11 protein-coding genes are annotated in these 13,095 nt (G+C 74.7%); 6 read left to right on the top strand and 5 right to left on the bottom strand.

Annotated features, from left to right (window positions below):
* Positions 1–16 precede the first annotated feature (16 nt).
* The 3 genes from BLS43_RS24980 to BLS43_RS24970 all read right to left on the bottom strand — a co-directional run bounded on the left by BLS43_RS24980 (position 17) and on the right by BLS43_RS24970 (position 2,164).
* Complete coding sequence (locus BLS43_RS24980; RefSeq protein WP_093089137.1) at positions 17–706, bottom strand: hypothetical protein; 690 nt, start codon at positions 704–706, stop codon at positions 17–19.
* A 173-nt stretch (positions 707–879) separates the two neighbouring features.
* Positions 880–1,059 (bottom strand): hypothetical protein, encoded by a 180-nt coding sequence (locus tag BLS43_RS24975; protein ID WP_093089136.1) that lies wholly within the window; start codon positions 1,057–1,059, stop codon positions 880–882.
* 88 nt (positions 1,060–1,147) lie between these two features.
* Positions 1,148–2,164, bottom strand: coding sequence for an esterase/lipase family protein (locus BLS43_RS24970; protein ID WP_093089135.1), 1,017 nt, complete (start codon positions 2,162–2,164; stop codon positions 1,148–1,150).
* A gap of 38 nt (positions 2,165–2,202) precedes the next feature.
* Between BLS43_RS24970 and BLS43_RS24965 the strand changes: the two genes are divergently transcribed.
* Positions 2,203–3,588, top strand: coding sequence for an RNB domain-containing ribonuclease (locus BLS43_RS24965; protein WP_093089134.1), 1,386 nt, complete (start codon positions 2,203–2,205; stop codon positions 3,586–3,588).
* Between the two features lie 55 nt (positions 3,589–3,643).
* Positions 3,644–4,720, top strand: a complete 1,077-nt coding sequence (locus tag BLS43_RS24960; RefSeq protein WP_093089133.1) for a glutamate-cysteine ligase family protein — start codon at positions 3,644–3,646, stop codon at positions 4,718–4,720.
* 27 nt (positions 4,721–4,747) lie between these two features.
* Here the strand turns inward: BLS43_RS24960 and panB are convergent, their stop codons facing one another.
* Positions 4,748–5,623: a 3-methyl-2-oxobutanoate hydroxymethyltransferase gene (gene panB, locus BLS43_RS24955; protein WP_093089132.1), complete on the bottom strand. Its 876-nt coding sequence runs from the start codon at positions 5,621–5,623 to the stop codon at positions 4,748–4,750.
* A 395-nt stretch (positions 5,624–6,018) separates the two neighbouring features.
* Between panB and BLS43_RS24950 the strand changes: the two genes are divergently transcribed.
* Together BLS43_RS24950 and glnA are read left to right on the top strand one after the other, a co-directional pair.
* The gene (locus BLS43_RS24950; protein ID WP_237190905.1) at positions 6,019–7,578 is read left to right on the top strand and encodes an alpha/beta hydrolase; all 1,560 of its coding nucleotides are present in this window, start codon (positions 6,019–6,021) and stop codon (positions 7,576–7,578) included.
* A gap of 74 nt (positions 7,579–7,652) precedes the next feature.
* On the top strand, positions 7,653–8,993 hold the full coding sequence (gene glnA, locus BLS43_RS24945) for a type I glutamate--ammonia ligase (RefSeq protein ID WP_093089130.1): 1,341 nt from the start codon (positions 7,653–7,655) through the stop codon (positions 8,991–8,993).
* 61 nt (positions 8,994–9,054) lie between these two features.
* On the opposite strand, the gene BLS43_RS24940 is transcribed toward glnA, so the two are convergent.
* Positions 9,055–9,648 carry a hypothetical protein gene (locus BLS43_RS24940; protein WP_093089129.1) on the bottom strand — a complete coding sequence of 198 codons (594 nt, stop codon included), beginning with the start codon at positions 9,646–9,648 and terminating at the stop codon, positions 9,055–9,057.
* Positions 9,649–9,683: 35 nt separating this feature from the next.
* On the opposite strand from BLS43_RS24940, the gene BLS43_RS24935 reads away from it, so the two are divergent.
* Positions 9,684–10,049 (top strand): DUF6027 family protein, encoded by a 366-nt coding sequence (locus BLS43_RS24935; RefSeq protein ID WP_093089128.1) that lies wholly within the window; start codon positions 9,684–9,686, stop codon positions 10,047–10,049.
* A 25-nt stretch (positions 10,050–10,074) separates the two neighbouring features.
* On the top strand, positions 10,075–13,089 hold the full coding sequence (locus BLS43_RS24930; protein ID WP_093089127.1) for a bifunctional [glutamine synthetase] adenylyltransferase/[glutamine synthetase]-adenylyl-L-tyrosine phosphorylase: 3,015 nt from the start codon (positions 10,075–10,077) through the stop codon (positions 13,087–13,089).
* Positions 13,090–13,095: the final 6 nt, after the last annotated feature.

Raw genomic sequence — 13,095 nt, 5'->3', positions numbered from 1 at the left:
TGCCCCGTACGGGGCGCTAGCGTCCGTTCTGTCGGGACTCCAGCGCGTCGAGCCGGGTCAGGGCCTCGTCCAGGCGCGCGTGGAGGACGGCGATCTCCGCGGAGAGCAGGGCCACGGTGCCCGGGTCCTCGGCGGGCGGTGTCGCGGTGGGCGCCTCGACCGGGGGGCCGTCGAGCAGCACCCGGCTCACCTGGGCCAGCTCGCCGAACCGGGCCGGGTCCAGCGCGGGTCTGCCCGCCCCGCAGCGGGCACAGACCGGGAGCAGCTTGCGCCAGCCCACGGTGCCCGCGCCGGAGTCGGCGAGCTGTTCGGCCGCGCGACCGCACTCGCACCGCCCGATCCGGACCGCGGTGACCCGCTGCCGGGCGTAGCGCAGGCCGCGCTCGTAGCGGCGGTAGCGGCCCGACGCGGCGATCTCGAGGAGCACGGCGTTGCGATGGTCCGGCTCGCAGGCCAGATCGCGCGCCGCGGCGATGTCGTGGAAACAGTAGAACCCGCAGTCGCACCAGCGTGAGGGACACGCGTGCCGTGAGCCGTGGGCGCACAGCGCGTCGTCCACCGCGCGGTAGACGTGCGCCCTGCCGAGGGTCACCCCGCTGAACCCGCACGCCCGGCCGTCGGCCGCGAGCATCGGGTAGGCGAGCTTGAACCCCGGCAGGGGCTCGTCGGAGTGTTCGCGCGGGCCCCGGGCGAACGGACCGCCCATCCCCGGTCCGCTAGGCCGTGTCCCGCGGGTCATCGCCGTCGGGCCCGGTGATCCACGTCGCTCTCGGCAAGGCGCCGGGCCACCCTCATACCGGGCGTATCCGGGTGGTCCGGCGACGCCGCCGAGGGCGGCGTGGGCGCTGGGAGCGGTGGTGGTGATCCGCGGGACACGGCCTAGGCCCGGACCGGCTGCTCGGCCGGGACGGCCGGGACGTCCTCGATCTCGGCGACCGCGGCGGCCGTGACGACCGGGGTCCGGTCCACGGCCCGCTCGGACGGCTCTCTCGTCTCGGCCAGCCGTTCGGCCTCGCGGTCGACGGCCACGCCCTCCGCCAGCTTCCTGCCCAACCTCATGACGCCTCCCGATACTCGGTGACACGCTCGTGTACCAGGGTGATCCCGTGGGCCGCGGATGTCCAGAGGAGGGTGTGACGACCCTGTTTCAGCACGGGTCCGCGCGGGTGTAGCAGGGCAGCGGCGGCTCGCCGTTGACCGGCGCGCCCGTGACGTTCTGGGCGGCGAGCACCGCCGCGGTGCCCCGCTCCTGCGGGCCGGGCTGGATCTCCACCGGCCGGGCGTCCCTGCAGGTGGCGGGCGGGATGCGGGTCGGGTCCACGGGCCCCGGGTTGCGCAGCGCGTCGACCGCCAGGGCGAGGGAGACGGCGTCGGACAGCCCGAGGGACAGGTGCTCGACCTCGCGGCCCGGGCACACCTGCTGCACGGTCGTCGACGCGACGCCGGGCAGCGCGGCCGCGGCGGGCGGGACCCTGGTGTCCAGGTCCGAGGTGATCACGGAGTAGTCGATCCCCGGGAAGGTCGCGGCGCCGGAGTCCAACGCCTGGAAGAACGGCGAGCCCGTGGCCAGCTGCCAGTCCGCCGCCGAGCAGCCCGCCGAACAGAGCGGCAGGCCGCCGTTGGGGGTCCCGAGCAGCACGACGTCCGACACCTGGTCGCGCAGGTCCGGCCAGAACCGCAAGGCCCACCGCGCCGCGATCCCGCCCTCGCCGAACGCGACGACCGCGACCTTGCGCTCGGTGTCCGCCGCGATCGTCCGGATCGCGTGGGCGACGTACTCGGCGCGGACGGCGACGTCCCCGGTGTTGCGGTCGGGGGCGGTGGAGTAGCAGGAGCGGAAGCCCTCCGCGGTGAGCAGCGGCCGCACCCCCCAGTCGAACGAGGTGGCGGGGTCGGCGCCCGTCCCGGACAGCAGCAGCGCGGTGTCCCTGCTCGCGCGGGTGGCACGGGTGCAGGCCACGCTCGCCTCGAGCTCCGCCGCGGGGACGGTGAGCGCGGGACCGGGCCGGTCGACCGGCGCCCAGGCCACCGGGGGCGCGGGTGCGGGCGTGACCACGGGGGCCGCGGACCGCACGGCCATCCCGCGCACGGCCGCGAACACCCCGATCACCAGCACGAGCACGATCGCGACGGCAGCGCCGATCCGCAGGGCACCACTGTTCACCCGGGCAGTAAGTCAGCTCCGGCCGCTACTGTCCAGCAGTGCTTCCCGATCTCACGGCGATCCGCACCGAGTTCGCGCTGCCGGACGGCTTCCCCCCGGAGGTGCTGGCCGAGGCCGAGCGGGCGGCGGCGGAGGCGGCGGCGGGGGAGCGGTTCGACGCCACCGACGTCCCGCTCGTGACCATCGACCCGCCCGGCTCCAAGGACCTCGACCAGGCGGTCGGCATCACCCGCTCCGCGCGCGGCTTCACCGTGCACTACGCGATCGCCGACCTCGGCGCCGTGGTCACGCCCGGGGGCGCGCTCGACGCCGAGGTCCGCCGCCGGGGCCAGACCGTCTACCTCCCGGACGGCGCGGTCCCCCTGCACCCGCCGGTGCTCTCCGAGGCGGCCGCCAGCCTGCTCCCGGACGGCCCGCGCCCGGCGGTGCTGTGGCGCCTCGAGCTCGACGCGCAGGGCGAGACCGTCTCCGTCGACGTCCGACGGGCGCTCGTCCGGTCGGTCGCGCGGCTGGACTACGCGGGCGTCCAGGCGGACGTCGAGGCGGGCCGGGTCCACCCGGCCATCGCCCCGCTGCCCGAGCTCGGCCCGCTGCGCCGGGAGCTCGCCGTCGCGCGCGGGGCGGTGGAGCTGGAGCTGCCGGAACAGGAGGTCGTGCCGGACGGGGCGGGCGGCTGGACCGTCCGGATCCGGCACCGGACCGTGGTCGAGGACTGGAACGCCGAGATCTCCCTGCTCACGGGCATGAGCGCGGCGCGGATGATGCTCGACGCCGGCGTCGGGATCCTGCGCACGCTGCCCGCCCCCGAGGCGGAGGCGGTCGCGGAGCTGCGCCGCACGGCGCTCGCGCTCGGCGTCGAGTGGCCCGCGGGCGCGACCCCGGCGCGGGTCCTCGCCGGCCTCACCCACGCCGACCAGGAGCCGCGCACGCTCGCGCTGCGCCGGGCGGCCACCACGCTGCTGCGCGGCGCCGCCTACGAGTCGTTCGGCCCCGGCGTCGCACCGCCCGCGGACCCGGGGCACGGCGGCATCGGCGCACCGTACGCGCACGTCACGGCCCCGTTGCGGCGGTTGGTGGACCGGTTCGGCGCCGAGGTGTGTCTCGCGGTGGCGGCGGGGGAGGAGGTCCCCGCATGGCTCGCGGAGGCCCTGCCCGTGCTCCCGGAGCTGATGAGCGCCTCGGACCGTGTGGCGAACGCCGTGTCGCGGGCCTGCATCGACCGCACCGAGGCCGCGGTCCTGGCCGACCGGGTGGGTCGAGAGTTCTCGGTCGTCGTGCTGCGTGCGGACCCGGGTGAGGTGTTCCTGCCGGACCCGCCGGTCATCGCCCGGTGCAGCGGCACCCTGCGCCCGGCGGAGGTCGCGACCGTGCGGCTGGAGGAGGCCGACCCGACGACCGGAACGGTGAGGTTCGCCTCTCCTTAGTGTCACGCCGGCCCGAGTAGTGTCCTCCGGCGGCGCACGGGACAGGAGGACACGGGTGACGCGACTGCGGTACGGGATCGAGCACGAGCTGGCGTTCCGGCACCCCGACGGCTCGTTCGCGGACTTCACCAACACCCCGTTCGACCTGCTGCAGGGCATCGTGGACGCGCTGCCCGAGGATCCCGCCGACTACCCCGACCTGCGGATCGGGGACCAGGGGATCAAGCGCAAGCGGTGGTACGTCGAAGGGTTCGAGCGCTTCGACGAGGCGGGCGCGCTGCTGCGCTGCGACCCCAAGGGGATCGAGGTGCGCACCCGCATCCACGACACCGTGGAGGCGGCCGTCGCGGCGCTCACCGCGGACGTCGCGGCCCTGGAGGAGCTCGCCCGCGCCCGCGGGCTGCAGCCGTGGGTGACGGGGTTCAACCCGGTCCGCTCGAGCTACCCGATCACGCCGCCGTACAACGCGTGGGAGCGGGCCCACCGGATCGGCTCCCCGGAGGAGCGGACCGCCCACCTGCACATGGTGACGCACGGGCCCGACCTCAACCTGTCCGTCGCCGGGCTGGACGGTCCCGACCTGGTCGACGCGGGCGCGAAGCTGACCCACTACTCGCCCTGGATCGTGCCCTTCTCGTTCTCCTCGCCCTTCCGGGACGGCGTGGCGTGGGGCGGTCTGTCCGCCCGGACGGCGGTGCGGACCGGCGCGCGGCCCGCGGCGATGGTGTTCCTGGCGCCCGGATCGCCCCACCTGCGCGCCACCGACCCGTCGCTCACCCAGCCCGCGCGGCTGGCCGCAGAGGTCGGCCGGATCGAGTTCAAGGCCTGCGACGCATGCCCCGACCCGGCCCTCTACGGCGAGCTGCTCAGCCTGCTCACCGGCCTCGTCCTGGACGACACCCTGCCCGGGCGGGCCCTGGTGCCGGACGCCGCGGCCCACCGCCACGTCGCCGTCGCCGGGCTCGCCGACCCGGACACCCACGCCCGGGCCGGCGAGCTGCTGGCGGCCGCGGAGCGGGCGCTGGCGGGGCGGCCCGCCGACCTGGCCCGGCTCAGCGGGCTGCGCGGTCGGTGGGAACGCCGCGAGTGCCCCGCCGGGGCGATGCTGGAACGGTCCCGCGTCCTGCACTGACTCCTGCGCGGGGTCCTCCGGCGGAGGTCAGTGGTAGGTGTGGGCCTCGTCGGGATAGGTCCCGCCCTTGACGTCCGCCGCGTAGGCCTTGGCCGCCTCCAAGAGCGCGTCCCCGACCCGGGCGTACTGCTTCACGAAGCGCGGGATGCGGCCGCGGTTCATGCCCGCCATGTCCGACCACACGAGGACCTGGGCGTCGCAGTCCGGGCCCGCGCCGATGCCGACCGTCGGGATGGTGAGCTCGGCGGTGACCCGCTTCGCGACCTCGCCCGGCACCATCTCCAGGACGACCGCGAAGGCGCCCGCCTCCTGCAGCGCCAGGGCGTCCTCGACCAGCTTCTGCTCGGCGGACGAGCCGCGACCCTGGATGCGGAACCCGCCCAGCGCGTGCTCGGCCTGCGGCGTGAAGCCCAGGTGCGCCATCACCGGGATGCCCGAGCCGCTCAGCGCCTCGACGTGCGGGGCGAACCGCGCGCCGCCCTCCAGCTTGACCGCGTGCGCCCCGGCCTCCTTCAGGAACCGGATCCCCGTGCCGACGGCCTGCTCGACGGACACGTGGTAGGAGCCGAACGGCAGGTCCGCGACCACGAGCGCGTGCGGCGCGCCCTGCACCACCGCGCGGGTCAGCGGGACGAGGTGGTCGACGGTGACCGGGATGGTGTTGTCGAAGCCGAAGACGTTGTTGCCCGCGGAGTCGCCGACGAGCAGGACCGGGATGCCGGCCTCGTCGAAGATCTCGGCCGAGTAGACGTCGTAGGCGGTCAGCATCGCCCAGCGCTCGCCGCGCTGCTTCATCTCGGCGAGGTGGTGGATGCGGGTGCGCTTGCGCGGGGCGGCGGCGCGGTAGGGCGCCTCGACCTCCTGCGCGGCGGAAGAGGCGTGCGCGGAACTCGGCTCAGACATCGCTGTCCGTCCTCCCTCGAGGCCTGACGAGCAGGTCCCCGGGTCGTCTGGGGTGTGCGCGATCAGCGTGACATCCGGGTTACACGCAGCGCACGAACCGGCGACGCACCTCACATGTGCGAGGTGCCGGGGGAGCGGATCCGCGGGCAGTGCAGCTCTGTCCGCGGATGCGCACTCGCGGCCAGTGCAGCTCTGCCCGCGGATGCGCACTCGCCGCCAGAGCGGCACTGCCCGCGGATCCGCACTCGCGGGCAGTGCGGCTCTGTCCGCGGATGCGCACTCGCGGCCAGTGCAGCACTGTCCGCGGATGCGCACTCGCCGCCAAAGCGGCACTGCCCGCGGATCCGCACTCGCCCGCGCGACGCCGACCCCCGCACCACTGTCATGCTGACTCGGTGCTCCCGCGCCGTCGCTCCCCGTTCACGGCCACCCTCCGGACGCTGACCGCCCTCGCGGCGGTCGTCGCCGTCGCGGCCGGGTGCTCCGCCACCCCCGCGACCCCGGATCCGCCGTCACCGGCCCCGGATCCCCTGCAGCGCTTCACCTCCCAGCAGCTGAGCTGGGGGAGCTGCGACGGCTTCGCGGCGAGCCCGGACGTGGCGAACGCCTACCGGGACCCGTCCCTGGAGTGCGCCAAGCTCACCGTCCCGCTCGACTACGCGAACCCGGACGGCCGGACCGCCGAGCTCGCCGTCCTGCGCGCGAAGGCGACCGGCCAGCGGATCGGCTCGATGCTGGTCAACCCGGGCGGCCCCGGCGTCTCGGGCACCTCGCTGGTCCCCAGCCTCGTCCAGTCCGCGCCGGACCTGTTGCAGCGCTTCGACTTCGTGGGCTTCGACCCGCGCGGGGTCGGCGTGAGCTCGCCGGCGATCGACTGCCTCACCGACGCCGAGCAGGACGAGTACCGCGCCCAGGTCTTCGCCGACCCGTCCCCGGCCGGGGTGGCGGCGTTGGAGGCGCACAACAAGGAGTACGCGGATCGCTGCACCGCGCGCGTCGGCGCGGACGTGCTGGCCAACCTGGGGACCCGGGACGTCGTCCGGGACCTGGACATCCTGCGGGCCGCGCTGGGCGACGAGAAGCTGACCTACTACGGCTACTCCTACGGCACCTCGATCGGCACCCAGTACGCGGAGGCCTTCCCGGACCGGGTGCGCGCCATGGTGCTCGACGGCGCCGTCGACCCCACCCAGGACACCGTCGAGTCGAACATCGACCAGAGCGCGGGCTTCCAGCAGGCCTTCGACGCCTACGCCACCTGGTGCACGACGCAGCCGAACTGCCCGCTGGGCACCGATCCCGCCCGCACCACCGAGACGTGGCTCGCGCTCGCCCGCCCGCTCCTCGACGACCCCGTGAAGACCGGCGACCCGACCCGCAGGCTCTCGTTCACCGACGCCGTCACCGGGGTGCAGCAGGCGATGTACGTGCGCCAGCTCTGGACGGTGCTGTCGCTGGGCATCTCGCAGCTCGCCGCGGGCGACGGCTCCCTGCTGCTCACCCTGGCCGACCTCTACTACAAGCGCTCCGGCGGGCACTACGACAACTCGCTCGAGGCGTTCCAGGCGATCTCCTGCATGGACAACACCCGGGTGACCGACCCGGCGGCGCTGGCCGACGGGGTCGAGAAGGCCGCTCCGTTCACGACGACCGGGCGCGGGCCGGTCGCCGCCCGGGACGTCTGCGCGTTCTGGCCGGTCCCGCCGACCACCGAGCCGGGCAGGCCGGACGTCCCGGGGCTGCCGCCCGTCGTCGTCGTGTCGGTGACCGGGGACCCGGCCACCCCGTACCAGGCGGGCGTCGACCTGGCCGCCGACCTGGGGGGACGGCTGCTGAAGGTGGACGGCAACCAGCACACCGCCGGGCTGCAGGGGAACGCCTGCGTCGACTCCGCGCTGACCGCCTACCTCGTCGACGGCACCCTTCCGGGGGACGGAACGGAGTGCCGACTGTGAGACTCACCCGAAAAGGACCCGGTCTGATCAGGGACGAAACATTCACGTAACACGCGATTCCTAGCCTGGCCGCCATGGACCGCCAGCAGGAATTCGTGCTGCGCACGCTCGAGGAACGAGACATCCGCTTCGTGCGGCTCTGGTTCACCGACGTGCTCGGCTATCTCAAGTCGGTGGCGGTGGCCCCCGCCGAGCTCGAAGGAGCCTTCGCGGAGGGGATCGGGTTCGACGGGTCGGCCATCGAGGGCTTCGCCCGGGTGTACGAGTCGGACATGGTCGCGCGGCCGGATCCGTCGACGTTCCAGGTGCTGCCCTGGGAGTCCGGCGGCGAGCACTACTCGGCACGCATGTTCTGCGACATCGCGATGCCGGACGGCTCGCCGAGCTGGGCGGACCCGCGCCACGTGCTGCGCCGCGCGCTCTCCAAGGCGGGCGAGGCGGGCTTCACCTGCTACGTCCACCCCGAGATCGAGTTCTACCTGCTCCGCGGACTGCCCGCCGACGGCACCGCGCCCGTGCCCGCGGACTCCGGCGGCTACTTCGACCAGGCGAGCCACGACGTCGCCCCGCACTTCCGGCGCAACGCCATCGAGACGCTCGAGTCGATGGGCATCTCGGTGGAGTTCAGCCACCACGAGGGCGGCCCCGGCCAGCAGGAGATCGACCTGCGCTACGCCGACGCGCTCACCATGGCCGACAACATCATGACCTTCCGGTACGTGGTGAAGGAGGTGGCGCTGACCCAGGGCGTGCGGGCGAGCTTCATGCCCAAGCCCTTCACCGACCACCCCGGGTCGGCGATGCACACCCACTTCTCGCTCTTCGAGGGCGACCGCAACGCCTTCCACGACCCGGACGACCCCTACGAGCTCTCCGAGACCGGCAAGGCCTTCGTCGCCGGGGTGCTGCGGCACGCCCGCGAGATGAGCGCCGTGACGAACCAGTGGGTCAACTCCTACAAGCGGCTGATCACCGGCGGCGAGGCGCCGACGGCGGTGTCGTGGGGCCACGCGAACCGCTCCGCGCTGGTCCGGGTGCCGATGTACTCACCCGGCAAGTCGTCGACCCGGCGGGTGGAGATCCGCACGCTGGACTCGGCCTGCAACCCCTACCTCGCCTTCGCGGTGATCCTCGGGGCCGGCCTGCAGGGGGTGCAGAAGGGCTACGAGCTGCCCGCCAGCACCGAGGACGACGTCTGGTCGCTGACCGACACCGAGCGCCGCGCGCTGGGCTACGAGGCGCTGCCCCAGAACCTCACCGAGGCCCTGGCCGCCATGGAGCACAGCGAGCTCGTCGCCGAGATCCTCGGCGAGCACGTCTTCGACTTCTTCCTCCGCAACAAGCGGGCGGAGTGGGACGCGTACCGCAAGAACGTCACCCCGTACGAGCTGGCGACGTACCTCCCCGTCCTCTAGCCGTGCGTGGTAAGTGGTGCTCTGGCACCACTTACCACGCACGAGGTGCGTCGGCGCCGGTTCAGCGCTGGTGGCGGACCTGGGACTGCAGGAAGTCGATGCCGGCGCGGAGGGCGGCGGCGCCGTCGGCCGCGTTCGTGCCGAGGGCCCGGACGTCCTCGCCCGTGGTGGCCCGGGTGGCCTCGCGGACCGCGGTCCGCAGCTCGGCGGCGATCTCGCAGAGCTGCTCGGTCCAGAGCCGCGCCTCGGGCAGCGCCGCCTCCACCCGGTCCGCCGCCGGTTCGTCCTGCAGGGTGCGCAGGTGGGCGTCGAGGTCCGCGGCCAGCCGGCGCAGCTCCCGGTGCTGCTCGGCGACCGTCGCCCCCACCAGCGCGGACGGGGCCGCGCCGAGCTGGCGGTCGGTCGCGGCGACCGACTCGGCGAGCCGCCTGCGCAGCTCCACGGCCCGGCGCCGGGGCCCCTCCGGCAGCCGCAGCGCGGCGATCTCGGTGCGCGCGCGGTCGAGGCGGTGCTGGTGGGTGCCCGCGAACGTCCGTGCGCGCTTCCACATGCTCCGCAGCACGAACCCCACCACGATCACCAGGACGAGCAGCACGCCGCCCAGCACCGCCAGGGCGCCCGGGTTCATCAGCAGGGCCTCGAGAAGCTCGTCCACCCCGTCAGGATACGGACACTCCGGACAGGAGACACATGAGTGACGAGCTGACCCTGAGCCCCTGGACCGGGCCCTGGCCCGACGACGACCCGGACGCCACGTTCAAGGCCGAGGTCGCCGACTACAACCGGCTCGACCCCCTGCACACCCTGCGGGGCCTCTCCGCACACACCGGCATCCCCGTCGGCGGGCTCGCCCGGTACGTCCTCGCCCGCTTCGCGACGACCGGCTCCGGCGGGTTGCTCGAACTGGGGCCCGCCATGGTCGAGCGGCTGCGCGAGCCGGTCCGGCGGGCCGAGGAGGCGGGCACCGACGAGGCGCGCCTGGCCGCGTACCGCGAGCTCGCCGGGATGCTGTCGTGGCTGGCCTTCCCACTCGATCACCCGGACTCGTATCCGTAACCCCGTCGCAATAGGATCGTTCGCCGTGGCGGACCGCACTCGCACCTCCCTGGCCAGGCTGGGCCTGACCGAGCCCTGGGCCGAGGGCACCCTGCGAGACCTCGGCTGGTGGGACGGCGACCGGCCGGTCCAGGGCGCCGAGGAGATCATGTGGGCGCTCGCCAGGGCCCCCGACCCGGACCTCGCACTGCGTCAGGTCGAGCGGCTCGCGCACGCAGCGGCCGACTGGAAGCGGATCGAGGCCGAGCTGCACACCGACGTCGGGCTGCGCGGGCGGCTGTTCGCCCTGCTCGGAGCGTCGACGGCGCTCGGTGACCACCTGATCGCCCACCCCGACCGGTGGCCGCTGCTCGCCGACACCGCGGACCGGTTCGACCCGCCGCCGGACTGCGCGCGGCGCACCGCGAACCTGCTGCGGGCCGTGGGCGCCGCCCCGGCCGCCGAGCGGCCGCGCGCCCAGGCCACCGGCACCGCGGCCGTCACCGCGCTGCGGACGGCCTACCGGGACGAGCTGCTCGGGCTCGCCGCGGCGGATCTCGCCGCCGTCGGCGAGCCCGCGCTGCCCGTGATGGAGGTCGACGAGGTCGCGGCCCAGCTGGCCGACCTCGCGGCCGCGGCGCTGACGGCCGCGCTCGCGGTGGCCGTCGAGGAGACCGACCCGCCCGAGGACACCCGCCTCGCCGTGATCGCGATGGGCAAGTGCGGCGGCCGCGAGCTCAACTACGTCTCGGACGTCGACGTGATCTTCGTCGGCGAGGGCGACCTGCAGGTCGCCACCAAGCTGGCGAGCCGGGTGATGCGGATCGCGGGCGAGGCCTGCTTCGAGGTCGACGCGAACCTCCGCCCCGAGGGCAGGCAGGGCGCGCTGGTCCGCACCCTCGACGGGCACGTCAACTACTACAAGCGCTGGGCCAAGACCTGGGAGTTCCAGGCGCTGCTCAAGGCGCGGCCGATCGCCGGGGACGCCGCACTCGGCCGGGCCTACGCCGAGGCCGTCGCGCCGATGGTGTGGAGCGCCGCGGGCCGGGACGACTTCGTGACCGACGTGCAGGCCATGCGCCGCCGCGTCGAGGAGCACGTCCGGCCCGACCACGCCGACCGCGAGCTCAAGCTCGGGCGCGGCGGCCTGCGGGACGTCGAGTTCGCCGTGCAGCTGCTGCAGCTCGTCCACGGCCGCACCGACCCGACCCTGCGGTCGCCGTCGACCCTGGAGGCGCTCGCGGCGCTCAGCGAGGGCGGGTACGTCGGCCGCGACGACGGCGCCAACCTCGCCGCCTCCTACCGCTTCCTGCGGCTGCTCGAACACCGGCTGCAGCTGCAGAAGATGCGCCGCACCCACCTGCTGCCCGCCCGGACCGACACGGACGCGCTGCGCTGGCTCGCCCGGGCGGCGCGGATGCGCCCGGACGGCCGCAACGACGTCGTCGGCGTGCTGACGAACGAGTGGCAGCGCAACGTCCGCCGGGTGCGCCGGCTGCACGAGAAGCTCTTCTACCGGCCGCTGCTCACCTCGGTCTCGCGGCTGTCCGCGGACGACAACCGGCTCTCCGAGAAGGCCGCCGCGGCCCGGCTCAAGGCGCTGGGCTGGGCGTCGCCGGAGGGTGCCCTCGGGCACCTGCGGGCCCTGACCGGCGGGGTGTCGCGCGCGGCGTCGATCCAGCAGACCCTGCTGCCCGTCCTGCTCGACGCGCTCGCCACCACCCCCGATCCCGACCGCGGGCTCCTCGCCTACCGGCAGGTCTCCGAGGCGCTCGCGACCACCCCCTGGTACCTGCGGCTGCTGCGCGACGAGGGCCAGGTCGCCGAGCGGCTGATGTACCTGCTCGGCACGTCCGCGCTGGTCCCGGACCTGCTGGTGCGGGCGCCGGAGATCCTCCGGGTGCTGGCCACCCCGACGCCGGGCCAACCGGACGAGCTGACCCGCGACCCCGCCGCCGTCGGGCAGTGGCTGCTGGCGGCCGTGGCCCGCCAGCCGGACCTGACGTCCGCGGTGGCGAGCGCGCGCTCGATGCGCAGGCACGAGCTGCTGCGGGTGGCGTGTGCGGACCTGCTCGGCACGCTGACCGTCGCCGAGGTGTGCGAGGCGCTGTCCACGGTGTGGATCGCGGTGCTGCGCGCCACGCTCGCCGCCACGACCAAGGCCGTCGCAGGGGACGGGCCGGTCCTGGCGCGGATCGCCGTGATCGGGATGGGGCGCCTCGGCGGGGCGGAGCTCGGCTACTCCTCCGACGCGGACGTGCTGTTCGTCTGCGCCCCCGCCGCGCCGGACGTGTCCGACGCCGCGGCCGTGAAGTTCGCGACGGCCGTCGTGGAGGGGGTGCGGACCCGGCTCGGCGCACCGAGCCCGGACCCCGCCCTGATCGTCGACGCCGACCTGCGCCCCGAGGGCCGCTCCGGCCCGTTGGTGCGCACGCTGGAGTCCTACCACGCCTACTACGCGCGTTGGTCGGAGGTGTGGGAGGCCCAGGCGCTGCTGCGCGCCAAGCCGGTCGCGGGCGACGTGGAGCTGGGGCGGGCGTTCGTCGAGCTCATCGACCCGATCCGGTACCCGGCCGAGGGCCTGGAGACCGAGGCGGTCACCGAGATCCGGCGGATCAAGGCCCGGGTGGACGAGGAGCGGCTCCCGCGCGGCGCCGACCGCTCGACCCACACCAAGCTCGGGCACGGCGGCCTGGCGGACGTCGAGTGGACGGTGCAGCTCCTGCAGCTGCAGCACGCGGGCGACGTCCCCGAGCTGCGCACCACCTCCACCCTCGACGGCCTGCGCGAGGCCGCCGGGGCGGGCCTGATCTCGGCGGACGACGCCGCCGAGCTGCGCGCGGGCTGGGAGGCCGCGACCCGCGCCCGCAACGCGATCATGCTGGTCAAGGGCAAGCCGGGCGACCAGCTCCCGCGCAGCGGCCGCGAGCTCGCCTCGATCGCGACGGCGCTCGGCTACCCCGCCGACGGCGACCCCGGCCAGTTCCTCGACGACTACCGCCGCACCACCCGACGCGCCCGCGCCGTCGTCGAACGCGTCTTCTACGGCTGGACCGCGTAGCCGCGG

Source organism: Pseudonocardia oroxyli, assembly GCF_900102195.1.
Classification (GTDB): domain Bacteria; phylum Actinomycetota; class Actinomycetes; order Mycobacteriales; family Pseudonocardiaceae; genus Pseudonocardia; species Pseudonocardia oroxyli.
This window is presented reverse-complemented; position numbering and strand designations above follow the sequence as displayed.